Origin of the sequence: Mycobacterium sp. MYCO198283 (assembly GCF_021213805.1) — a bacterium.
Classification (GTDB): Bacteria; Actinomycetota; Actinomycetes; order Mycobacteriales; family Mycobacteriaceae; genus Mycobacterium.
Genome location: NZ_JAJQJI010000003.1, coordinates 65,058 through 86,584 on the forward strand (window position 1 = coordinate 65,058; position 21,527 = coordinate 86,584).

General features: G+C 73.8%; 16 protein-coding genes and 1 pseudogene. 5 read left to right on the plus strand and 12 right to left on the minus strand.

Going from position 1 to position 21,527, the window contains the following annotated elements:
* Positions 1-44: 44 nt before the first annotated feature.
* The 3 genes from LV457_RS06915 to LV457_RS06925 are packed head-to-tail and all read right to left on the minus strand — an operon-like array spanning position 45 to position 2,296.
* Positions 45-1,214 (minus strand): PP2C family protein-serine/threonine phosphatase, encoded by a 1,170-nt coding sequence (locus tag LV457_RS06915; RefSeq protein ID WP_232170045.1) that lies wholly within the window; start codon positions 1,212-1,214, stop codon positions 45-47.
* Positions 1,211-2,008 (minus strand): alpha/beta fold hydrolase, encoded by a 798-nt coding sequence (locus LV457_RS06920; RefSeq protein WP_232170046.1) that lies wholly within the window; start codon positions 2,006-2,008, stop codon positions 1,211-1,213. The genes LV457_RS06915 and LV457_RS06920 overlap by 4 nt, the downstream gene beginning before the upstream one ends.
* Before the next feature lie 45 nt (positions 2,009-2,053).
* On the minus strand, positions 2,054-2,296 hold the full coding sequence (locus tag LV457_RS06925; protein WP_232170047.1) for a hypothetical protein: 243 nt from the start codon (positions 2,294-2,296) through the stop codon (positions 2,054-2,056).
* Between the two features lie 313 nt (positions 2,297-2,609).
* Between LV457_RS06925 and LV457_RS06930 the strand changes: the two genes are divergently transcribed.
* Positions 2,610-3,839, plus strand: a complete 1,230-nt coding sequence (locus tag LV457_RS06930) for an alpha/beta hydrolase (RefSeq protein WP_232170048.1) — start codon at positions 2,610-2,612, stop codon at positions 3,837-3,839.
* On the opposite strand, the gene LV457_RS06935 is transcribed toward LV457_RS06930, so the two are convergent.
* Positions 3,836-5,113, minus strand: a complete 1,278-nt coding sequence (locus tag LV457_RS06935; protein WP_232170049.1) for an alpha/beta hydrolase — start codon at positions 5,111-5,113, stop codon at positions 3,836-3,838. The genes LV457_RS06930 and LV457_RS06935 overlap by 4 nt on opposite strands.
* Position 5,114: 1 nt before the next feature.
* A complete protein-coding gene (locus LV457_RS06940) occupies positions 5,115-5,861 on the minus strand; it encodes a lysophospholipid acyltransferase family protein (protein ID WP_232170424.1) in 747 nt (248 codons plus the stop codon).
* A 151-nt stretch (positions 5,862-6,012) separates the two neighbouring features.
* Between LV457_RS06940 and LV457_RS06945 the strand changes: the two genes are divergently transcribed.
* Positions 6,013-6,798, plus strand: coding sequence for a crotonase/enoyl-CoA hydratase family protein (locus LV457_RS06945; RefSeq protein ID WP_232170050.1), 786 nt, complete (start codon positions 6,013-6,015; stop codon positions 6,796-6,798).
* 4 nt (positions 6,799-6,802) lie between these two features.
* On the opposite strand, the gene LV457_RS06950 is transcribed toward LV457_RS06945, so the two are convergent.
* Positions 6,803-7,627: a PaaI family thioesterase gene (locus LV457_RS06950; protein WP_232170051.1), complete on the minus strand. Its 825-nt coding sequence runs from the start codon at positions 7,625-7,627 to the stop codon at positions 6,803-6,805.
* Positions 7,628-7,747: 120 nt separating this feature from the next.
* Here LV457_RS06950 and LV457_RS06955 point away from each other — a divergent pair, with 120 nt between their 5' ends.
* Positions 7,748-9,232, plus strand: coding sequence for a class I adenylate-forming enzyme family protein (locus tag LV457_RS06955; protein ID WP_232170052.1), 1,485 nt, complete (start codon positions 7,748-7,750; stop codon positions 9,230-9,232).
* Positions 9,233-9,248: 16 nt separating this feature from the next.
* Here the strand turns inward: LV457_RS06955 and LV457_RS06960 are convergent, their stop codons facing one another.
* The 3 genes from LV457_RS06960 to LV457_RS06970 form a co-directional block, all read right to left on the minus strand.
* A complete protein-coding gene (locus LV457_RS06960) occupies positions 9,249-9,470 on the minus strand; it encodes a hypothetical protein (RefSeq protein ID WP_232170053.1) in 222 nt (73 codons plus the stop codon).
* 80 nt (positions 9,471-9,550) lie between these two features.
* Positions 9,551-11,026 carry an aldehyde dehydrogenase gene (locus LV457_RS06965; protein ID WP_232170054.1) on the minus strand — a complete coding sequence of 492 codons (1,476 nt, stop codon included), beginning with the start codon at positions 11,024-11,026 and terminating at the stop codon, positions 9,551-9,553.
* A 76-nt stretch (positions 11,027-11,102) separates the two neighbouring features.
* Positions 11,103-11,867 (minus strand): class I SAM-dependent methyltransferase, encoded by a 765-nt coding sequence (locus tag LV457_RS06970; RefSeq protein ID WP_232170055.1) that lies wholly within the window; start codon positions 11,865-11,867, stop codon positions 11,103-11,105.
* 36 nt (positions 11,868-11,903) lie between these two features.
* On the opposite strand from LV457_RS06970, the gene LV457_RS06975 reads away from it, so the two are divergent.
* Positions 11,904-13,070: a glycosyltransferase family 4 protein gene (locus tag LV457_RS06975; RefSeq protein WP_232170056.1), complete on the plus strand. Its 1,167-nt coding sequence runs from the start codon at positions 11,904-11,906 to the stop codon at positions 13,068-13,070.
* On the opposite strand, the gene LV457_RS06980 is transcribed toward LV457_RS06975, so the two are convergent.
* Both LV457_RS06980 and LV457_RS06985 read right to left on the minus strand, forming a co-directional pair.
* On the minus strand, positions 13,054-14,754 hold the full coding sequence (locus LV457_RS06980) for a hypothetical protein (RefSeq protein WP_232170057.1): 1,701 nt from the start codon (positions 14,752-14,754) through the stop codon (positions 13,054-13,056). The genes LV457_RS06975 and LV457_RS06980 overlap by 17 nt on opposite strands.
* A gap of 2 nt (positions 14,755-14,756) precedes the next feature.
* Positions 14,757-15,983, minus strand: coding sequence for a DUF3068 domain-containing protein (locus tag LV457_RS06985; RefSeq protein ID WP_232170058.1), 1,227 nt, complete (start codon positions 15,981-15,983; stop codon positions 14,757-14,759).
* A 149-nt stretch (positions 15,984-16,132) separates the two neighbouring features.
* Here LV457_RS06985 and LV457_RS06990 point away from each other — a divergent pair, with 149 nt between their 5' ends.
* Positions 16,133-17,311, plus strand: coding sequence for an acyltransferase (locus LV457_RS06990; protein ID WP_232170059.1), 1,179 nt, complete (start codon positions 16,133-16,135; stop codon positions 17,309-17,311).
* Positions 17,312-17,339: 28 nt separating this feature from the next.
* Here the strand turns inward: LV457_RS06990 and LV457_RS06995 are convergent.
* A pseudogene (locus tag LV457_RS06995) lies at positions 17,340-21,494 on the minus strand (alpha-(1->3)-arabinofuranosyltransferase family protein); the annotation flags it as partial.
* Positions 21,495-21,527 lie beyond the last annotated feature (33 nt).

Here is a 21,527-nt window from a genome sequence, read left to right on the forward strand (position 1 = left end):
GTCCTTCGCGGGAGAGGTGCTGCCTTGACAGCCGTCAAGCGACGTTAACCGATGGGCGAGGCGGGCGGAACGCCGATCGCGAGAACCGCGACGTCGTCCTCGACGCCCGCGCCGAGCTCGGTGAGCAGCGCGCGCACCGCGGCCACCACGCTCGCGGCGGTGGCGGGCGCATGCCGTGCGGCGAAGTCCAGCAGCGCGCCGTCGTCGTCGAAGCGTTCGGCGCCGCGGCCGGTGCGCGCCTCGGTGAGGCCGTCGGTGTAGAGCAGCAGGGTGTCGCCGGGACAAAGCCGGCCGGCGGCGGCCACGAACCGCGGTGCCCGGAAGATGCCCACGGCCTGGCCGTAGCGGGTGTCCAGCAGTTCCACCGAACCGTCGGCGCGCAGCAGCAGCGCCGGCGGATGACCGCCACCGGCGATGCGCACGGTGAACCCGTCGTTGGTGCGCGACAGCAGCCCGTAGAGCACCGTGGCGAAGCGCATCGGGTCGCCGTGGGACTCCTGGCGCAGCACGGCCTGCAGGTTCTGCAGCACCGCGACCGGGTCGGCGTCGAACACCGCGGCGGCCCGCAGCGTGTAGCGCGTCAGCGACGTCAGCAGCGCGGCGTCGATGCCCTTGCCGCACACGTCGCCCAGGAAGAAGCCCCAGGTGTCGGAGGTCAGCGGAAAGAGGTCGTAGAAGTCGCCGCCGATCTCGCCGGCGGCCGCGGCGTGGTAGTGGGCCTCGGCCGTGAGCCCCGTCGGCGGTGCCAGCCCCGGCGGCAGCAGCGAGGACTGCAGCGTCCGCATCGCCACCTGCACCCGCGCCCGCTCCTCGTCGGCCCGGCGACGGGCATCCAGCAGCTCGCGTTCGTAGGACCGGCGGTCGCGGGCGTCGTCCACCGTGACCCGCCACCCGGCCGGTGCGCCGTCGTCGCCTGCCCAGGTGTTCGCGGCGAGGAACACCGGCATGCGGTTGCCGGCGAGCTCGGCGGCGACGCCCGACAGTTCGCCGCGCAACGTCAGGAGCGGCGCGAAGTGCGTCTCGAAGTGGATCCGGCTGCCGACGCTGAGCAGGTCGGTGAACCGCCTGCCCACCAGGTCCGCCGCGGGCCGGCCGACCCAGCGGGCCAGCGTGGCGTTGACGGCCAGGATGCGCCGGTCCGGCGAGGCGACCAGGAAACCGCAGGGCGCCTCGTCGACAAGCGTCGCCCACCGAGTGTCGTCGGATCCCGTCACGGTGCGGCGAACGACGCGACGGCGGCGGCGGTGTCCTCGGGATGGCTGAGCTGCGGGCAGTGGCCGGTGGCGTCGAGGGTGACCAGCCGGCAGTCCGGGATGTGGTCACGGATGTACGCGCCGACCTCCCGCGGCGCGATCGCGTCGACCGCGCACTCGACCACCAGCGTCGGCACGCTCACCCGCTGCAGGTCCGCGCGGTTGTCGCCCAGGAACGTGGCGCGCGCGAAGATGCGGGCGAACGCCGGGTTGGTGCGGCAGAAGCTGTCGGCGAGCTCGCCGGCGAGCTCGGGCCGGTCCGGGTTGCCCATGATGACCGGCGCGATCGCCTGCGACCAGCCCAGATAGTTGCTGTCGAGGGATTCGAGCAGCTCGTCGATGTCGGCTCGGGAGAAGCCGCCGCGGTAGTCGCCGTCGTCGACGTAGCGGGGCGAGGGCGCCAGCAGCACCAGCTTGGCGAACCGGTCGGGCTCGGCGTTGGCGGCCAACACGCCCATCATCGCGGCGACGGAATGCCCGACGAAGACGACGTCGGTCAGCTCGAGCGCGTGGACGATGTCGAGGATGTCCTCGGCGAAACCCTGCAGCGACGCGTACCGGTCGGCATCCCACGCCGCCGGGTCCGACGCGCCGGCGCCGACGTGGTCGAACAGCACCAGGCGGAATCGGTCCGACAGTGCGGGCACCATGAGCCGCCACAGGTTCTGGTCACAGCCGAAGCCGTGCGCCAACAGCAGCGTCGGCCGGTGCGCGTCCCCGACGATGCGGACGTTGTTCCTCGCGCGGACGTCCATCGGGGCATCTTCGCATCCGCGCGCAGCCCCCGGCGGACGGTCGGGTCAGGGCTGCCGGGCGACCCCGGTGGGCAGCTCCTCGGCCTGGGCGCGGAAACACTGCAGGCTGGCGACGAAGGTCAGCACCGCCACACCACCGGCCAGCGCCGCCGCCGTGACGTCGGCCGCGCCGAACGCACCCAGGGCGATGGCGAAGGCGATCACCGCCGTCATCATCAGCAGCAACCCGGCGGTGGCGACGGTATCGCCGCGGGTGAACTCCGCCGCGGCGGGAACCCGGTCGGTCATGGCCCCCGTGCCTTCCTTTTCTGACGTATGGGTGTCGAAATCGTGTGAAGCGGAGATACCCAGCGCCGCGGCAGGCCAATCACCCGTCCGCGCAGCAAATTCGGCGGAGCTCGGAGCGGCAGCCGCCGCCGAACCGGCCCCATGAGCGTATTTCGCACGCGCGCACAGCCGTTCGTCGACCGCCTCGCGCGTCGGCCCCGTGCCTGGTGAGGCGCACCGCGCGGGCGTCGGCGCCCCCGGCAATGTGCAACCGCGTGAATATCGGTTGGGCATTGCGGGTTTCGGAAAGGCTTCGCGACGGTACAGTGACGCAATGCACACGGCTCATCCCGGCCTGCCCGGGAGCCCAACCCTCCGCGAGCGCGCCGATTGGTGGGCAAGCGCGGGACCTTCCGACTACATTATCGCCCTGACCAGGGCATATGCCTCCCTTCCGGTGGTGGGGAAGCACTTCGAACCGCTCGGCGGGCTCGCCGCCTTCGGCATCTGGGGCTACAAGAACTTGCCCGACTTCGTCGCCGCGGCGGTGCACGCCAAGCTGCAGCCGGGCCGCAGCGAGCTGCGGGCGCAGGACCGCGCGAAGACCAACGAGGTCGCCGCGGAGGCGCTGGCGGAGCTCATCCCCACCGACAGGCTGCCCACCCGCTGGCCGTCGCCGGGGCGCAAGGCGCCGCTGTGGCGCTCGGCGCAGTACAAGCGCCAGTACTTACACCGCAGCTCCGTGCGGTACGGTCCCGCGGCCACCCAGGAGCTCGACGTGTGGCGCAAGAAGGAGCTGCCGGACACGCCGGCCCCCGTCATGATCTTCGTGCCGGGTGGTGCATGGGTGCACGGCAGCCGGATGCTGCAGGGCTACGCGCTCATGGCGCATCTGGCGGCGCAGGGCTGGATCTGTCTGTCCATCGAGTACCGGGTCTCGCCGCACCACCGCTGGCCGCGGCACATCGAGGACGTGAAGGCCGCCATCGCCTGGGCGCGGGCCAACGTCGACCAATTCGGCGGTGACCGCAACTTCGTCACCATCGCCGGTTGTTCGGCGGGCGGCCACCTCGCCGCGCTGGCCGGCCTCACGCCCGACGAGCCGCAGTGGCAGCGGGAGCTGGCCGCCGACGCGGACACCTCGGTGGACGCCGTCGTCGGCATCTACGGCCGCTACGACTGGGAGGACCGCTCCACCAAGGAGCGGCAGGGTTTCGTCGACTTCCTCGAGCGGGTGGTCGTCGGCCGCCGCATCGAGAAGCATCCCGCCGTGTTCCGCGACGCGTCCCCGATCGCGCGGGTGCGGCCCGACGCCCCGCCGTTCCTGGTGGTGCACGGCAGCGGCGACACCGTCATCCCGGTGCCGCAGGCCCGGTCGTTCGTCTCGACGCTGCGGTCGGTGTCGTCGTCACCGGTCGGCTACATCGAGCTGCCCGGCGCCGGCCACGGTTTCGACATGACCGACGGTGTGCGCACCGCGGCGGCCGCGACCGCGATCACCGCGTTCCTCAACGAGATGCATCTCGCCCACACCGCGCAGCAGCGGATCCGCCAAACCGGCTAGTCGCGCCGGCTCGTGGCGTACACCCACGACAAGAAGCGCCCCACCGCCTCCGCGCACTGGTACGCCCGCGGGGAACCGAATAGCTCGAAAGCGTGCTGCGCGCCGGGCAATTCGGCGTAGGGCGCCGGCGCGTTCGACACCCGCTGGATGGCGGCGACGAACTGGCGGGCCTCACCGACCGGGATGATCGAGTCGTCGGTGCCGTGCAGGATGAAGAACGGCGGCGCGTCGGGGTGCAGCCGCCGGATCGGCGACGCCGCCAGGAACACGTCGCGGTGCTCGGCGATGCGTTTCTTCACCACCAGCCGTTCGAGGAACAGCAGGAACTCCCGCCGGCCCTCGCCGTGCGCGGAGTACCAGTCGTAGCGGCCGTACACCGGCACGGCCGCCACCACCGAGGTGTCGGCGCCCTCGAAGCCGGGCTGGAACTGCGGGTCGTTCGGGGTCAGCGCCGCCAGGGCCGCCAGGTGGCCGCCGGCCGACCCGCCGGTGATCGCGACGAAGTCCGGGTCCCCGCCGTAGTCGGCGATGTGCTCCTTCACCCAGGCCAGCGCGCGCTTGACGTCCACGATGTGGTCCGGCCAGGTGTGCAGCGGGCTCACGCGGTAGCCGATGGAGACGCAGATCCAGCCGCGGTCGGCGAGGTGGCTCATCAGCGGGTAGGCCTGCGGGCGTCGCATGCCGATGGCCCAGGCGCCGCCGGGCACCTGCAGCAGCACCGGCGCCTTGCCGTCGCGCGGCAGGTCGCGGCGCCGCCACACGTCGGCGCGGTTCGCGCGGTGCGGGCCGTACCGGATGATGCTGGACCGGTCGACGTAGCGGCGGCGGATCAGCGTCGTGCGCAGGGCTCCGCTCGGCCGGCCGCTGCGCGACGGGCTGGTCGGCAGCGTCGCCAGCGCTTCGGGGTAGTCGGCGCCCAGACCCTCGTCGAGCGCGCGCCGCAGCACCGGTCCCGGCGTCGTCACGTTGCGCCGGTACAGCACCGCCAGCAGCGCCCAGGACAGCGCCGTCAGCCCCAGCGCCGCCCGGCCGCGGCGTCCGTCGAAGTCGCCGCGCAGCCCGCGCCGCACCGCGTCGAGCACCGACGCGACGCCCAGCACGTTCGGCACCTCCGTCGTCGGCCAGCCGAACCAGAACACCGCGATGCTGGCGTAGCCGCGACGGCTCAGCGGCCGGACCCCGTTGAGCGCGTTCGCCACTTCCAGCGACGCCCGCAGCAGCGGTCGCGGCCGGCGCAGCGTCCGCAGCGCGCGGCGGCAGTCGAGGACGGCCATGTCAGCCGAGCACCGGGAACCGGCGCTTGGCGCCGAGGCGGTCGAGCGCCCGCTGCATCACCGTGCGGACGTATTCGTCGGCCTCGTCGACGTCGGGGTCCTCGCCGAACCGCTCGATCAGGTCGATCGGCTCCAGCACCTCGGTGACGATCTTCGACGGCAGCGGCACGTTGAGCGGCAGCACGACCGACAGCCCGAACGGGAAGCCGAAGGAGATCGGCAGGATCTTGACGCGCGCCATGCGGGCGATGGGGCCGAGGCGCTTCGCCAGCCAGGTGCCGCGCGACAGGTACAGCTGCGTCTCCTGGCCGCCGATCGAGACGGCGGGCACGATCGGCACTCCCGCCTCGATCGCGGTGCGGATGTAGCCCTTGCGGCCGGCGAAGTCGATGACGTTCTCGGTGACGGTCGGGCGGTACACGTCGTAGTCGCCGCCGGGGAACACCACCACCACGGCGCCCGACCGCAGGGCGTCGGCGGCGTTGCCCGGGTTGGCGGCGATGAACCCGATGCGCCGGAAGAACGACGCGGTGGCGCCGGTGAGCAGCAGGTCGTGGCTCAGCGTGTAGACGGGCCGGTCGTAGCCGAACCGCTCGTAGTAGTCGGCGGCGAACACCGGGACGTCCATGGCGAACAGCCCGCCGGAGTGGTTCGACACCACCAGCACGCCGCCGGTCGGCGGGAAGCGGTCGAGGCCGCGGACCTCCGCGCGGTGGTACCGCTTGAGGAACGGCCGCAGCACGCCCATCACGCGTTCGGTGAAATCCGGATCGAAGGTGGCGATCTCCGCGGGCTCGGACTGCGTTTCGGTCACGATTCTCCCTTGTCCGGATGCGGGTGCGGATAAACGTGTCGATGGTACCGAGCGGCCAACAGTAGTGCGGTAGCGTCTGGCACTCGTGAGCGACACTGTGGCGCAGCCCGAGGAAGACCCGGTCCTCGTCGAGCGGCGCGACCGCATCCTGCTGATCACCATCAACCGGCCCCGCGCCAAGAACGCCGTCAACAAGGCCGTCGCCGAGGGGCTGGCGGCGGCCATGGACACCCTCGACGGCGACCCCGGGCTGTCGGTGGGTGTGCTGACCGGCGCCGGCGGTTCGTTCTGCGCGGGCATGGACCTCAAGGCGTTCGCCCGCGGCGAGCTGCCGATGGTCGAGGGCCGCGGCATGGGGTTCACCGAGCGCCCGCCCGCCAAGCCGCTGATCGCGGCGGTCGAGGGCTACGCGCTGGCCGGCGGCACCGAGCTCGCGCTGGCGACCGACCTCATCGTGGCGGCCCGCGACGCGGCGTTCGGCATCCCGGAGGTCAAGCGCGGCCTGGTCGCCGGCGGCGGCGGGCTGCTGCGGCTGCCGCAGCGCATCCCGTCGGCGATCGCGATGGAACTGGCGCTCACCGGCGAGCCGCTGACCGCCGAGCGCGGCCACGAGCTCGGGCTGGTGAACGTGCTGGCCGAACCGGGGCAGGCGCTGGCTGCGGCGATCGGGCTGGCCGAGCGCATCACCGCCAACGGCCCGCTCGCGGTGGCGGCCACCAAGCGCGTCATCGTCGAGTCGCGCGGCTGGTCACCGGAGGAGTTCTGGGCGAAGCAGAACGAGATCATCATGCCGGTGTTCGCCTCGAACGACGCCCGCGAGGGCGCGGTCGCGTTCGCCGAGAAGCGGGCGCCGAACTGGACCGGCACCTGAGCGGTCAGCGATAGGCGGTGATCCGGCCGACCAGCGCGGTCCGGCCGTCGTCGCCGATCGCCCGGGCGTCGCCGACCGCGGTGCTGCGCCCGATCCGCAGCGGGGTGCCGACGTAGCGGGACTGCTCGCCGGCGAGGAACGGGCGCAGGAAGTTCACCCGCACCGACGCGGTGTGCAGGGCGCCCGCGGCGTCGACGGCCGCCGACGCCGCGAGCTCCAGCCCGGCCGACGAGACGCCGCCGTGCACGATGCCGATCTGGTTGTTCAGCACCGGGTCCACGAGCTGGCGCAGCACCACCTCGCCGTCGTCGGCGGCGGCGGGCTGCACGCTCATCAGCTCCGCGAGCTGCGGGCGCGGCGTCTTGGGCAGCGTGTCGGCGGGCCGCGGCGGGAACTCGCCGACCCCGGGGATGTAGAACGACCGCACGGTGCCGCCGCCGATCACCGTGTCGCCGCACTGCATGGTGCACACCGCGAGCGCCGTCGCGCCCATCGGGCCCGACGGACGGGCGTGCGCCACCACCCGCTCGGTGCTCGCCGCCATCGTGGCGATGCCGTCGGGGCTGAGCTCCAGAGCCAGCTCGCTCGACACCGTCCAGCGGTCACGGGGCCGTCGCAGGTGGTTGGAGATCCCGCCGACGGCGTCGAGCAGGATCGCCAGCGGCGCCACCGACTGCACGCCGGTCAGCGGGTTCACCAGGCCCGCGACGGGCATCGACACCGTCGCGGTGCCGGCCGGGCCGTCGTAGTCGAGCACGTCGAGCCCGAACCGGGCGTGCACGGTGGTCGGGGTCTCGGTGTCGAGCTCGTCGACGCGCGGGGAGGGCATCGAGGTGAGCTAAGCACGCCCGACGGCACCGGGTGTCACAGCCCCCGCCGCGGGCACCCGAGTTCGCGTGCGCGGAGAGTACGATTCTCGCGTCAGGTGTAACGACCCGAAGCGAGGACCGTGAGCATTTCGCTGCTGTTGGAGATGTCGATGTCGACCGACCCCGACCGGGTCGCGGTGGTGTCCGACGACATCCGCCTCACCACCGCCGAGCTCAGCGAACTCGCCGACGGCGGCGCGGGCGTCGTCGCGGAGTCCGGCACCAAGCACGTCGCCTACGTCGGCACCGGCGGTGCGCTGCTGCCGCTGCTGATCTTCGCCTCGGCGCGGGCCGGCAAGGCGTTCACACCGCTGAACTACCGGCTGTCCGACGAGATGCTGCGCGGGCTGATCGACCGGTTGCCCGATCCGCTGGTGGTGGTCGACGACGAATACCGGGATGTGCTGAGCGGGGCCGGCCGGCAGCTGATGACGTCGACGGAGTTCGTCGCGGCCGCCCGCGGCGCCGAGCCGGCGTCGGAGTTCCCCGACCCGGACGACGTCGCGGTCGTGCTGTTCACCTCGGGCACCACCTCGCAGCCGAAAGCCGTCGAGCTCACCCACAACAACCTCACCAGCTACGTCACCGGCACGGTGGAGTTCGCTTCGGCCGAGCCCGACGACGCCGCGCTGATCTGCGTGCCGCCGTACCACATCGCGGGCGTCGGGGCGGCGCTGTCGAACCTCTACGCCGGCCGGAAGATGGTCTACCTGCGGTCGTTCGACGCCGACGAATGGGTGCGGCTGGCCCGCGACGAGGCCGTCACCACCGCCACCGTCGTGCCGACCATGCTCGACCGGATCGTGGCCGTGCTCGAACGCGACGGCGTCGCCCTGCCGTCGCTGCGCAACCTCGCCTACGGCGGCTCGAAGATCGGGCTGCCGCTGGTGCGCAAGGCGCTGCAGCTGCTGCCCGACGTCGGCTTCGTCAACGCCTACGGCCTCACCGAGACCAGCTCGACCATCGCCGTGCTCACCCCCGACGACCACCGCGAGGCGCTGGCCAGCGACGACCCCGCCGTCGCCCGCCGGCTCGGCTCCGTCGGACAGCCGGTGCCGGGCATCGAACTGCAGATCCGCGCCGACGACGGCGCCGTGCTCGGGCCGGGCGAGACCGGCGAGCTGTACGTGCGCGGCGAGCAGGTGTCGGGCAAGTACACCGGCATCGGTTCCGTGCTCGACGACGAGGGCTGGTTCCCGACCCGTGACGTCGCGATGCTCGACGAGGACGGCTACCTGTTCATCGGCGGCCGCTCCGACGACACCATCATCCGCGGCGGCGAGAACATCGCGCCGGCCGAATTGGAGGACGTGCTCGTCGAGCACCCCGACGTCCACGAGGTCGCGGTCGTGGGCGCCGACGACGCGCAGTGGGGGCAGATCATCGTCGCCGTCGTGGTCCCGGAGCCCGGCGCGACCCCCGACCCCGACGAGCTGCGCAGCTACGTGCGCGGCGCGCTCCGCGGCTCGCGCACCCCGGACCGCATCGTCTTCCGCGACGAGCTGCCCGCCACCCCCACGGGCAAGGTGCTGCGCCGCCAGCTGGTCGCCGAGCTGACCGCCTGAGCGCCGGTGTGCGCTGTCAGCCGGCGTTCTCGAGCGCGACCAGCGCCGCGGCCACCTTGAACAGCTTGTGATCGCCCAGCTGCCGGACGGTCTTGATGTTGAACGCGTCGGCCAGGTGCTGCGCGTCGCTGTCGGAGACGCCGGCCAGCGCCGCCGGCGAGGCGTCGAGAATCTCCTTGAGCGACTTGCCCTCGTAGGCCTTGTCCAGCGCCTTGGACAGGTCGACCGATACCGCCATGGCTCCTCCTCGGTGTCGCGTGGATGGCAGGGATAGCACGGATGTCGTGGGCCCAGCCTAGCGAGCGACCCGGCGGCCCGTCAGCTCTGCGGCGTGTAGCCGAACGGCAGCAGCGTGCTCTTGGCCTGGCAGTACTGCTCGATGCCCTCGGGGCCGTTCTCCCGGCCGATGCCCGAGTTCTTGTAGCCGCCGAACGGCGCGCCGGGATCGAACGCGTACATGTTGACCGCATAGGTGCCGGTGCGGATCTTCGCCGCGATCTGCAGGGCCTTGGCGTAGTCCTGCGTGAACACGCTGCCCGCCAGGCCGTAGGGCGAGTCGTTGGCGATGCGGATCGCGTCGTCCTCGGTGTCGTAGGGGATCACCGCGAGCACCGGGCCGAAGATCTCCTCCTGCGCGATGGTCATGGAGTTGTCGACGTCGGCGAACACCGTCGGCTCGACGAACCAGCCGCTGTCCAGACCCGCGGGGCGGCCGCCGCCGGTGACGAGCCGCGCGCCCTCCTCGGTGCCCTTCCTGATGTAGCTCTCGACGCGCTCGCGCTGCCGCTCGCTGATCAGCGGGCCGATCGCGGCGCCGGGATCGTCCGGGGTGCCGACGGGCATGTTCCGGACGGCTTCCGCGAGCCTCTCCACGACCTCGTCGTAGCGCGACCGCGGCGCCAGGATGCGGGTCTGCGCGACGCAGGCCTGCCCGGAGTTCATGACGCCGGAGAACGCCAGCATCGGCAGCGTGGCGTCCAGGTCGGCGTCTTCGAGGATGATGGCCGCCGACTTGCCGCCCAGCTCCAGCGTGCACGGCTTGAGCTTCTCGGCCGCCAACTTGCCGATCTCCTTGCCGACCGCCGAGCTGCCGGTGAACGTGTACTTGTCGATCTCGGGGTTGGCGGTCAGCGCCCGGCCCGTCTCGGCGCCGCCCGGCACGATCGACAGCACACCCTCGGGCAGGCCGGCGTCGGCGAACATCTGCGCCATCGCGAACACCGACAGCGGTGTCTCGGCGGCCGGCTTGAGCACCACGGTGCAGCCGGCCAGCAGCGCCGGGCCGAGCTTGTTGGCCGCCAGGAAGAACGGCACGTTCCATGCGGTGATGGCGCCGACCACACCGATGGGCTCGCGGGTCACCAGCGTCTGGCCGTAGATGCCGTCGCGGATCTCTGACCAGGTGAACTTGTCGGCGGCGCCGGCGTAGTAGTTGAACGCCGCCATCGCCGCGCCGTACTGCATCATGTCGACGATCGTCGCGGGCTGACCGGTCTCGGCGGCGAGCAGGTACTTCAGCTCGTCGGCGCGCTCGGTCATCAGGTTGACCGCCGCGGCCAGCACGTCCTGGCGCTGCTGCGGCGACATCGTCGGCCACGGCCCCTCGTCGAACGCCGTGCGGGCGGCCGCGCAGGCCGCGTCGACGTCGGCGGCGACGGCCAGCGGCACCTGCCCGACCTTCTGGCCGGTGGCGGGGGAGAACACCTCGATGACGTCGGGGGACGACGGCTCGACCCAGCGACCGCCGATGAACAGCTTGTCGTACTCGGTCTTGAAGGCGACGGTCTGTGTCACGGTCCTGCTCCTCGCGTGCGCGGATGTCTTGCCGGTCACAGTACCGACTCACCCGCAGAACGAGAACCTGTTCCAGTCAGGGCCGTAGCACGAGCACCAGGTTGCTCACCGCCACCTCCCGGACGCCGGGCACCGCGGTCAGCCACCACGCCCATCGCGGGTGGTAGCGGGGGAAAGCCGCGACCAGCGCGCCGGTGCCGCGGGCCCAGCGCAGGCCGTCGGCCGCCGACACCGCGAACAACGACGACCCGTAGTTGTTCTTGGGCGGATGGCCGTGGCGGCGGGTGTACCGGCGCGCCGCGCGGGCGCCGCCGAGGTAGTGCGTCAGCCCCATCTCGTGACCGCCGAACGGCCCCAACCACACGGTGTAGGACAGCACCACCAGCCCGCCGGGCCGGGTGACCCGCAGCATCTCGTCGCCGAGACGCCACGGCTGCGGCACGTGTTCGGCGACGTTCGAGCTCAGGCAGATGTCGCACGCGTCGTCGGCGAACGGCAGCGCCAGCCCGGACGCCCGGACGACGCTGCCGGCGGCCGGCCCGCTGCGCACGGGCGCGGCGTGCGCCTCACGCGGATCGGGCTCCACGCCGACGTAGCGCATGCCCGCGGCGGCGAAGGCACGCGCGAAGTAGCCCGGCCCGCCACCGACGTCGATCACCAGCCGACCGCTCGGCGCGCCGCCATGATGAGCCCGCCACAGGTCGCTGACCAGCTCCGCGGTGTCGGTGGCCAGCGGGCCGTAGAACCGGTCGGGATCCCGCTGCTCGAACCGGAACGACGCCAGCAGGCGCAGCGAGCGCCGCAGCGTCGCGCGCCGGGCCAGCGGGTCGGTAGCGGCCATCGAGAAGACCCTAGCCAGCGGTTAGGGTGAGCGACGATGTCTGTCCCACCCCCGCCGGTCCGCTCCGTGCTGCTGCTGTGCTGGCGCGACACCGGGCACCCGCAGGGCGGCGGCAGCGAAATGTACCTGCAGCGCATCGGCGCGCAGCTCGCCGCCGACGGCGTACGGGTGACGCTGCGCACCGCGCGTTACCGGGGTGCGTCGCGCCGCGAGTTGGTCGACGGCATCAGCGTCAGCCGCGGTGGCGGCGCGTACTCGGTGTATCTGTGGGCCGGCCTGGCGATGGTGCTGGCCCGCGTCGGCCTCGGCCCGCTGCGGCACGCCCGCCCGGACGTGGTGGTCGACAGCCAGAACGGCATCCCGTTTCTCGCCCGGCTGGCGTTCGGCCGCCGCGCCGTGCTGCTCACCCACCACTGCCACCGCGAGCAGTGGCCCGTCGCCGGCCCGGTGCTCAGCCGCCTCGGCTGGTGGGTCGAGTCGCGACTGTCGCCGCGGCTGCACCGCGGCCACCAGTACGTGACGGTGTCGCTGCCGTCGGCGCGGGAGCTCGTCGAGCTCGGCGTCGACCAGCGGCGGATCGCGGTGGTGCGCAACGGCCTGGACCAGGCGCCGCCCGACACGCTGCTGTCGCCCCGCTCGGCGACCCCGCGCATCGCGGTGCTGTCACGGCTGGTGCCGCACAAGCAGATCGAGGACGCCCTGCACGCGGTGGCGGACCTGCGCGACCGGGTGCCGGGGCTGCGGCTCGACGTCGTCGGCGACGGCTGGTGGCGCGGCCGGCTCGAACAACACGCGCGGCGGCTCGGCATCGACGACGCCGTCACGTTCCACGGCCACATCGCTGATGACGCCAAACACACTGTGCTGCAACGCAGTTGGGTGCACGTGCTGCCGTCGCGCAAGGAGGGCTGGGCGCTCGCCGTGCTCGAGGCCGCCCAGCACGGCGTGCCGACCGTCGGCTACCGCTCCTCGGGCGGGCTCACCGACTCCGTCATCGACGGGGTGACGGGCGTGCTCGTCGACGACCGCGCGGAGCTCACCGACCGGGTGCACGCGCTGCTCACCGACGCGGTGCTGCGCGACGAGCTCGGCAGCAAGGCCCGCGTCCGCAGCGCCGAGTTCTCGTGGCGCCAGAGCGCGGCCGCGATGCGCCGGGTGCTCGACGCGGTGTCCGCCGGCGAGCGCGTCAGCGGCCTGGTGTGACCCGCCGGCGCGCCACCGCGTAGCCCAGCGCACCGCCGGCCAGCAGCGCCAGCCACGCCAGATGGGCGGCGATGAGCACCTGGCGCTTCGACGGCGACACCCCCGACGCATACCCACCCACCCGGTACAGCGCGATGTCGCCGTCGCCGTAGACCTGCGGCAGCCGCCGCAACGTCTCGGCGGCCCGGCCCGTCTCGCCCGGGGTGCCGCGCTCCACGACGATCCAGCCGATGCCGGCCTCGGCCAGCGCGTCGGGTGGAGCGCCGTCGAGCAGCAGCCGCTGCAGCCGTCGGCCGTCGCGTCCTTCGCCCTCGACCACCCGGCCGGCGATCAGCAGGTCGCCGCTGCCGCGGACGTCGGCGCGCAGCCACCGCGGCAGCGGGTCGAGCACCGGCGCCGGCCCGGCCCACGCGAACACCCGCATACTGTCGACCGGCACGGTGAGCACCGGCCGCGGATCGGCATTGATCTGCGCGGCCACCGCCGACCAGCCCGCCGGATAGCGCACCGGCGCCACGGCCCCGCCGACACCCCACGCCAGGTCGGGCAGCGCCACGATCGGCAGCACGCAGCACGCCAGCGCGGCGCCGGCCGGTCGCAGCCGCCGCCGCAGCACCAGCGTGGCCGCGGCGGCCGCCAGCGCGTAGCCGGGCATCGCGAGCGCCACCCACTTCTGCCCGTCGCGCAGCATGCCCAGCCCCGGCAGCGCCCGCACCACCGCCTCCAACGCCGTGCGGCCCGGCCCGGTCGCCAGCAGCGCCGGTGCGACGACCGCGACACCGGCCAGCAGCAGCAGCGGCCGCGCCGCCCGCTCCCGCCACAGCCGCGGCAGCCCGCAGCCCACCACCGCGAGCAGCAGCACCGTCCCCACCAGCGCGTAGGCCGTGGTGCGGGTGCCCGGAACGGCGTCGGCGTTCCAGATTCCGCCCAGCCCGGCCAGGCTGCCGATGGTCGCCAGCCCCGGCTCGGCGCGGGCGGCGAACTCGGCGATGCCCGACGCCGGATGCGCGGCCAGCGACGAGCCCAGCAGCGCCGCGGAAAGCCACGGCGCGGCCGTCACCGCGGCGGCCGCCACCGCGCCGGCCGCGCACCGCAGCCGCGGCTGCCCGTCGCCCGGCGCGGCCGTCGCCGCCAGTGCCACCGCCGCGGCCAGCAGCACGCCGGTCGGGGTCAGCCCCGCCAGCGCGATGAACGACACCAGCAGGCACCCGCTCGGCAGCGCCGGGCCGCCCGCGCGCAGCCGCAGCACCGCGATCGCGACCCAGGGCAGCGCGCCGTAGCCCACCAGCAGACTCCAGTGCCCCTGCAGCAACCGCTCGGCGACATACGGGTTCCAGATCGCCACGGTCGCCGCGGCCAGCTCACCGGCACGGCTCGCCGCCGGCAAGACGAGCGCCGCGAGCCGGGCGGCGCCCCAGCCGCCGAGCCACACCCCGAGCATCAGCAGCGCCTTGACCACCACGCCGCCGTCGGAGAGCGTCGACGCCCAGGCGACCGCCGCGTCCTGCGGCACCGCCCGCGGCGCGGCCTCGGTGAGCCCGAGGGCGGCGTCGGAGAGAAACGACCGCGGCGTCGACACCGCGTCGCGCAGCAGCAGATATCCGGGCGCGAGCAGCGGCCCGCACACCAGCAGCGTCAGCGCCAGCGCGTAGCCGGGAACGACGAGCCGGGACGCCGGCCGCACCCTCAGCGGGGTGGGGGGTTGGCTTCGGGCGGCAGGCCCAGCGGACCGGGCGGGCGCTGCGTGGGGATCTTCTCGGTCTCGGCCTCGGCGCCCGGTGTCGGCTCGTCGGCGTCGCCGCGGGGGCGGAAGAAGCCGTGGCCGGCGGTGTCGAGGCCCGGATCGATCAGCGCCGACTCGGCCCGCAGGCTGAACACGCCGAGCAGCGCGCCGCCGATCAGCGCGATCAGGCCGACAGCGGTGAACGTGATCGGCAGGATCCGGCTCCACACCGCGATCCGGTCGCGCTCGTCGCTGGCGGCGGCGACCTGCTGTTCGACGGTGTCCTCGGTGGACGTCACGCGGTAGTCGATCAGCACCACCTCGGGCCGCTTGGCGTCGCGGGCGTAGTACTGGGCCGAATGCTCCTCGGCCTTGACGATGGTGCCGGTCACCGGGTCCACGTTCAGCTCGCGCTCGGCGGCGTAGTAGCGCGTCATGGTGATCGGTTCCTCGGGGTCGCCCTGCAGCCCCCACTGCGACGCCCGCGCCGTCACGGTGCCGTCCTCGTCGTTGTCGTACAGCGACGGGTACTTGATGGGGTCGACGAGGTTGCCCTCGGCGTCGTAGCCGATCTTCTGGGTGAACCGGTAGGTGGTGAGCCCGTTGACGGTCTCCTCACCTTCGTAGTTGGCGTCGAACGCCTGCTGTGCGATGGGGTCGAAGAGCGGATACGTCTTCTTCTCCACGTCGAACGGGAACCGGTAGGCCAACCCCTCGTGCGGCAGCGCGACGTCGACGGCCGGCTGGTCGCCCTCGATGCTGCGCGGCTTCTGCACCGCGCCGCCCGGATTGGTGTCGTCGGAGACCGCCTCGCCGGACCGGCGGTCGACGGTCACGGTGTCCACGATCGCCAGCAGCAGGCCGTTGTCCTGCTGCCGGTCGGTGCGGCGCAGCGTGTCGCCCACCTGCAGCGTGACGACGTCGGCGTTGGCGGGCGCCTCGACGGAGATCTGCTGCTGCTTCACCACCGGCACGTTCTCGTCCACGACGAACTTGGGGCCGGACAGCGACGCGGGGTCCAGCGCGAAGAGGGCGTTGCCCTCGCTGGCGAGGCTGGTGTCGACGTCGAGCGGGATCTTGGCGATTCGGCTGGTCGTGTAGGTCACCAGCAGCAGGGCGGCGATGAGCAGCGCCGCACCCAACCCGACAAGCCCGCACGCCGCGATTCGCATGGCCACTGCGCGGTTCAAAGTGCCTCCCTCTAACCTCCGGCGACCGACAGCCCGCAGACCTGCGCCGCCAGCTGGACTCGGCAGTGGTGGCGAAACTTCACTGACCCTAACAGGCGGGCAGCGGGCCGCCGCGGCACCGCGGATCACTCGGACGGCACACTGGTGCGATGCCCGGTGACGACCTCGCCGCCACGGTCGGCGGCACCCGCCCGTTCCTGCCGGCGGTGGAAGGAATGCGGGCCTGCGCGGCGATCGGCGTCGTGGTGACGCACGTGGCCTTCCAGACCGGCCATTCGAGCGGCGTGGACGGCCGCATCTTCGGCCGCTTCGACCTGGCCGTCGCGGTGTTCTTCGCGCTGTCGGGTTTCCTGCTGTGGCGCGGTCACGCTGCCGCGGCGCGCGGACTGCGGCCCGCGCCGCCGACCGGGCACTACCTGCGGTCGCGGCTGGTGCGCATCATGCCGGGCTACCTGGTCGCCGTCGTCGTGATCCTGACGCTGCTCCCGGACGCCGACGACGCCAGCCCGACGGTGTGGCTGGCGAACCTCACGCTGACGCAGATCTACGTGCCGCTGACGCTGACGGCCGGGCTCACCCAGATGTGGAGTCTCTCGGTGGAGGTCAGCTTCTATCTGGCGCTGCCGGTGCTCGCGCTGCTGGCACGCCGGCTCGGGGTCCGCGTGCGGGTGCCGGCGATCGCGGCGGTGGGCATCGGCAGCTTCGGCTGGGCACTGCTGCCGCTGCAGTCGGGTGGCGTGAACGCGCTCAACTGGCCGCCGGCGTTCGTGTCGTGGTTCGCCGCCGGGATGCTGCTCGCCGAGTGGGCCGTCGGCGACGTCGGGCTGCCGCACCGCTGGGCGCGGCGCCGGCTCCTCATGGCGGCGGTGGCGGTGGCCGCGTTCGGGGTGGCGGCCTCCCCGCTCGCCGGACCCGAAGGCCTGACGCCCGGCAGCCCGGCGCAGTTCATCGTGAAGGTCGCGATGGGCGCGGTGGTCGCCGGCGCGCTGCTGGCGCCGCTGGTGCTCGACCGCCCCGACACGCCGCACCGGCTGCTCGGCAGCCGCGCGATGGTGACGCTGGGCCGCTGGTCCTACGGGCTGTTCGTCTGGCACCTGGCCGCGCTGGCGATGGTGTTCCCGGTGATCGGCGCGTTCCCGTTCAGCGGCGACATGCCGGTGGTGCTGGCCCTGACGGTGGTGTTCGGGTTCGCGATCGCCGCCGTCAGCTACGCGCTGGTGGAATCGCCGTGCCGGAATGCGCTGCGGCGCTGGGAGCAGCGTCGCCGGCAGGTGCCGCCGCTGGACTCGTCGGTGACGGCGGATCCGGAGCCGTCGATCGCGCGGTAGCCCGGCGGCGCCGCGCGAAGACGTCCGGCGCGACCGCCGAGGCGGCCACGGCGGCGACGGCAACCAGCGCGATCAGCTGCAGCCCCCACGAGTGCCCGACGTAACCGCCGACCGCCCGCCAGGGATGGCGCGACAGCACCGCGCCCGCGAGGATCAGCGCCCCCGCCGCCGCGGCGGCGGTCAGCCGGTCGCATCGGCGCGGCCGGTCGCGCAGCAGCCGGCGCGCGGCGAGCGCGGTTGCGAAGACGGCGACGCCCGCCACGCCGGAGATGAGCCAGCCGACGGCCAGCACCCCCGCCGCCGCGGCGCGCCGCGGCTGCCAGCGCCGCGGCGGCTCCCCGCCCGCGCGCCGGCGGGCCGGCAGCAGCGCCAGCACCGCCAGTAGCGGAAGCAGCGCGAGCCCGCCGAAGAGCCCGGCCCGGTACACCGCGTCGGACGGGAACGTCAGCTCGATCGGCCCGGCGGTGCCCGCGGGCACCAGCCAGCCCTGCTGCCAGCCGTTGACCACCACCGACGTCAGCGGCCGCCCGTCGGCGTCGCGGGCGATCCAGCCGGGGTTGACGCTCTCGGGCACCACCAGCACCCGGTCGGCCCCGGCGGCCGCGGTGCCGATCTGCCGGTGCGCCGGCTGCCATGCGGTCACCTCGGCGGGCGCGGCCGCGGCGACGGGGATGCCGGCGGCGCGCGGTGCGGTGAGTTGCAGCCCGTCGGCGACGAACGCGGCGCCGGGGCTCATCAGCACTTCCTGCTCGCCGGCGGGCAGCGCGATCGGCGCCGGATCGCAGAGCGTCACCGGGATCGGCCCGCCGGCGAGCAGCGCCCCGACGGTGGTGTCGATCCGCGTGTTGACGAACCGGCCCGCGGCGGCGATCACCGGTCCGCGGTCGCAGCCGAGGCGCACCGGGCGGTCGTGGTTGCGGGCGGCGTCGGCGGCCGCGACCGGCGAGCCGGCGCCGTCGAGCAGCGTCAGCTCCGCCAGGCCGGGCGGCTTGAGCTGGTCGAACCCGACGGCCGTGCGGTCGATCACGTCCGCCCAGTCGAGCACGCTGACCGTCACCGCGGCGGTGGTGCGGCGCTGCAGCGGCACCGTGACGGTGTCGGACCCGGCGGGGATCTCGCGCACCTGCGGCCCGGCGCCGGCGTCGACGGCGATGCGGGTGGGCCGGGCGGGCACCGGGGATGCCGGCAGCGTGATCCGCAGCGCCGCGACGTCGGCGGGCCGGGGCAGGTCGAGGCGCAGCGTCGCCGGTGTCTTGCGCTGCACCACGCGCTGCGGGGCGGTCCACGCGGTGCGCGGGTCGCCGTCGGCGGCGGCGTACGCCGATCCGGCGATGTCGGCCAGGTCCGCGTCGCCGGTGGCCCGTACCGTGCCCGGCTGCCGCACCAGGTCGGCGAGCGCCGGCCCCTGCCGCGGCCGCACCCAGCCCGCCGGTGCCACGGCCACCGGCTGCGCCACGGCGAGCGTGCGGCTGAGGTTCACCGGCTCTTCGGGCGCCAGCGCCATCGTCGCGGCGCAGCGCACGCTGTCGGGGCCGTCGGCGCAGCCGGGCCGGCCCTGCAGTTCGGAGCCGAGATCCCACATGCCGACCGCCGACCCGGCCGGCGGGCCGGGCACGTCCACGGTGTGGCGCACGTCGACCGGGAACGCGAAGCCGGACGCGTCGTACTGCGTCACCGCCAGCTCGGTGATGCCGAACTGCACGCCGGCCGACCCGTTGTCGGTGCCGATCGCGGTGATCCGCAGCCACGGCGTCTCCCCGTTGGGCAGCGCGACGGTGATCGGCCGGCCGGGTTCGTCGACCCGGGCCGTCGTGGTGCCGTTGACCGTCGAGATCTGCATGCGGGTGACCTGCGCGCCGACGGCGGTCGCGCTGGGCGTGACGGTGACGGTCGCGCTGGTCACCGGGTGGTCGAAGTCGACCTGCAGCCACTGGCCCACCGCAGCCTGCAGCGCATTGGACACCCAGCCGGTGGCGTTGTCCTTGTCGACGGCCGCGGCCGGGCCCGTCGACGGCGACACGCTCGGCAGCGCGGTCGAATCGGCGGCCGAGCTGGAGACCGTCAGCCGGCCGCCCATCCAGTCGCCGCGCACCGGAAGCGCGCCGCCGGCCGGATAGTCCGGCACCCGGTTGAAGGTGTTGCGGCGGTCGCCGGCGGCGCGCACGGCCGACGAGTGGTCGTCGACGCGGCCGTAGTCGGTTTCGCGTTCGACGGGAGTGTCGGTCACCGCCACGACGGGCGCGGCCAGGCCCGCGGCTCGGGCGTCGTCGGCGAGCAGCACCGGCCCGAGCGGCGGCCGGCCCAGCAGGCGGCGGCGTTCGTCGAGCCGCAGCACCGCCTCCGGCCCGCCCTCGACGCGCGCCATGTCGTCGACGTCGGCAAAGTACGGCGCGACGGGCTGCGACGGTGCGACCCGGTAGATCTCGACGGCCGGGTAACGGGGCCGCAGCCCGCTGTCGGAGACGAAGCCCGCCAGTTCGCCGGCGCCGGTCGGCTCGCCGAACTCGGCGACCCGCTGCAGGCCGGGGGAGCCGTCGACCGCGCGGTGCACGAGCAGCGGCCGGGCCGACCGCGACGTCTCGGGGTCGAGGTCGTTGCGCACCACCACATAGGAGATGCCCTGCCGGGCGAGGGTGTCGGCGAGCCCGGCCGACGGCCGGCCGGACGCGAACAGCCGCTGCACCGAGTCGAGCGCCCGGATGGTCTGCGGCGGGGTCAGCGGGATCGAGTCGCGCACGCCCCACGGGCTGTCGCCGAGCACCTGCAGCGGCTCGTCGTGGCTGTTGCCCCACACCTGGGTGGCGAACGGCGCGCCCGGCGCCACGAGCACCCGGCCGCGGACCGGCTCGCCGCGGTTGTGTGCGTCGAGCCACGCGGCCGCCTCGTGCCAGTGGCTCGGCACCGCGGCGAACGCCCCCGGTGGCGTCAGCCGGCCGGTCCAGGCCAGCGACGTCGCCACCGCCAGCGCGACCAGCACGACGGCGCCGACCGCGACGCGGCGGTCGCGTTCGGGATGCGCCCAGGCCGTCACCCAGCGGCGGCGGGACACCGCGCCCGGCAGCGGCACCCGGCTCAACACGTGCGCCACGGCCAGCGCCAGCGGCAACCGGATGAGCGGTTCGAGCTTGTGCACGTTGCGCAGCGGCGCGCCGGCGGCGTCGAGGAACGCCTGCACCTGCGGGGCGATCGGCGAGCCGAGCCCGCCGGAGTAGCCGACCGCGAACAGCGCCAGGCCGACGAGCAGCATCGCGATCAGCGGTCCGCGGGCCGGCATGCTGCGCATCGCCAGGCCGGCCAGCCCGGCGGCGGCGACGAGGACGGTGGCCAAGATCGCGACGGCGCCGGTCACCAGCGACGCGCCGGCGGTCGCGGTCGGGGCGACGAACGGCGTCCAGGCGCCGGTGCCGCGCAGCACCTCGGTGAGCGACGCCCACTGCGTCGTGACGCCCGACGACTCGATGAAGTCCAAAAACGGCGGGCTGATCTGCCCGAGCAGCAGCAGCGCGACCACCCACCACGCGATCGCCAGCGCGATGCCCGCCGCCCACCACGCGGTGAACCGCCACCACCGCCGGTTCGGCCGGTGGCACAGCCACCACAGCACCGCGGGCAGGCACCCGGTGAAGGTGGCGACCGCGTTGACCGCACCCATCAGCGCGATCGCCGCCGCCGAGCGCATCGCCGCCCGCCGCAGCGAGGACGCCTCACCCCGCAGCGCGACGACGACCGGCAGCAGCACCCACGGCGCCAGCATCATCGGCAGCGTCTCCGACGAGATCGACCCGAGCGTGGTGAGCACCCGCGGCGACAGCGTGAACGCGACGGCGCCGACGATCCGCGACGGGGTGGAGCCGATGCCCAGCGCCTCGGCGACCCGGATGACGCCCCAGCAGCCGGCCGTGAGGAGCAGCGCCCACCACAGCCGCTGCGTCACCCAGCCGGGCAGGCCGACGGCGTCACCGAGCAGGAAGAACGCGCCGTGCGGGAAGAGGTAGCCGTAGGCCTGGTTCTGCGCCTGCCCGAACGGCAGCTCGCTGTTCCACAGGTGGGTGGCGCGCGCCAGGAACCGCAGCGGGTTGGCGGTGAGGTCGAGCTTGGTGTCGGGGGAGATCAACCCCGGCGACTGCGCAAAACACAGCAGCAGCGCCACCGCGCCGACGACGGCGAGCCAGCGTCGGCGCAGCCCGGCGGGCGCTTCGGGGAGCGGTGGAGCGGC

Excerpts from the sequence above, each read along its gene's own strand:
- LV457_RS06935 (WP_232170049.1), bottom strand. The coding sequence starts at position 5,113 with ATGGCCGTCCTCGACTGCCGCCGCGCGCTGCGGACGCTGCGCCGGCCG.
- LV457_RS06990 (WP_232170059.1), top strand. The coding sequence starts at position 16,133 with ATGCCCGGTGACGACCTCGCCGCCACGGTCGGCGGCACCCGCCCGTTC.
- LV457_RS06930 (WP_232170048.1), top strand. The coding sequence starts at position 2,610 with ATGCACACGGCTCATCCCGGCCTGCCCGGGAGCCCAACCCTCCGCGAG.
- LV457_RS06925 (WP_232170047.1), bottom strand. The coding sequence starts at position 2,296 with ATGACCGACCGGGTTCCCGCCGCGGCGGAGTTCACCCGCGGCGATACC.
- LV457_RS06940 (WP_232170424.1), bottom strand. The coding sequence starts at position 5,861 with ATGGGCGTGCTGCGGCCGTTCCTCAAGCGGTACCACCGCGCGGAGGTC.
- LV457_RS06960 (WP_232170053.1), bottom strand. The coding sequence starts at position 9,470 with ATGGCGGTATCGGTCGACCTGTCCAAGGCGCTGGACAAGGCCTACGAG.
- LV457_RS06920 (WP_232170046.1), bottom strand. The coding sequence starts at position 2,008 with ATGGACGTCCGCGCGAGGAACAACGTCCGCATCGTCGGGGACGCGCAC.
- LV457_RS06975 (WP_232170056.1), top strand. The coding sequence starts at position 11,904 with ATGTCTGTCCCACCCCCGCCGGTCCGCTCCGTGCTGCTGCTGTGCTGG.
- LV457_RS06950 (WP_232170051.1), bottom strand. The coding sequence starts at position 7,627 with ATGCCCTCCCCGCGCGTCGACGAGCTCGACACCGAGACCCCGACCACC.
- LV457_RS06970 (WP_232170055.1), bottom strand. The coding sequence starts at position 11,867 with ATGGCCGCTACCGACCCGCTGGCCCGGCGCGCGACGCTGCGGCGCTCG.